This window comes from Pseudomonas sp. FG47, assembly GCF_057809115.1.
The window spans coordinates 1-515 of sequence record NZ_JBMDJI010000091.1; the positions used below are offsets into that span (position 1 = coordinate 1).

The following is a 515-nucleotide window of genomic DNA, read 5'->3' on the forward strand; positions in this document are numbered from 1 at the left end:
AACTCGAGCAGGAACCCATGCATCTGGTTCACCGTCTTGGTTCGGTCGCGGATCAATGACTCACGCATCCGATGAGAAACAGAGAGCGTTTGCTGGTCTGGCGACTTTGGTGTCACAAAACGCATGGAAGGTCGGGAAGCGGCCTCGCAAATGGCTTGCGCATCGACGAAGTCATTCTTGTTGCTCTTGACGAAAGGCTTAACGAACTGCGGCGAGATCAGCTTGGCCTCATGCCCCATCGCTTTGATTTCTCGAGCAAGGCAGTGCGAGCCGGCACAGGCCTCCATCACCACCGTGCAAGGAGGATGATTAGCCAGAAACCGCATCATCTGCGGCCTTGAGCACTTCTTGCGCGATACCTCGTTGCCGAACTTGTCTTGGGCATGCAGGTGGAAGGTATGTTTGCCGATGTCGATGCCGATCAGTGTCACGTTGCTCATGATGACGGTCTCCGAAGAAAAACACCCTGCGAAAGCGTACGCCTCGCAGGGTGCCGGGGTGACCATCTCATTAAG

At 55.3% G+C, this 515-nt stretch carries 1 protein-coding gene; it reads right to left on the minus strand.

The window, feature by feature from the left end:
- Positions 1 to 440: IS110 family RNA-guided transposase (locus tag ACODS5_RS24685; protein ID WP_489109888.1), on the minus strand; the 440-nt coding region annotated here is incomplete at its 3' end.
- Positions 441 to 515: the final 75 nt, after the last annotated feature.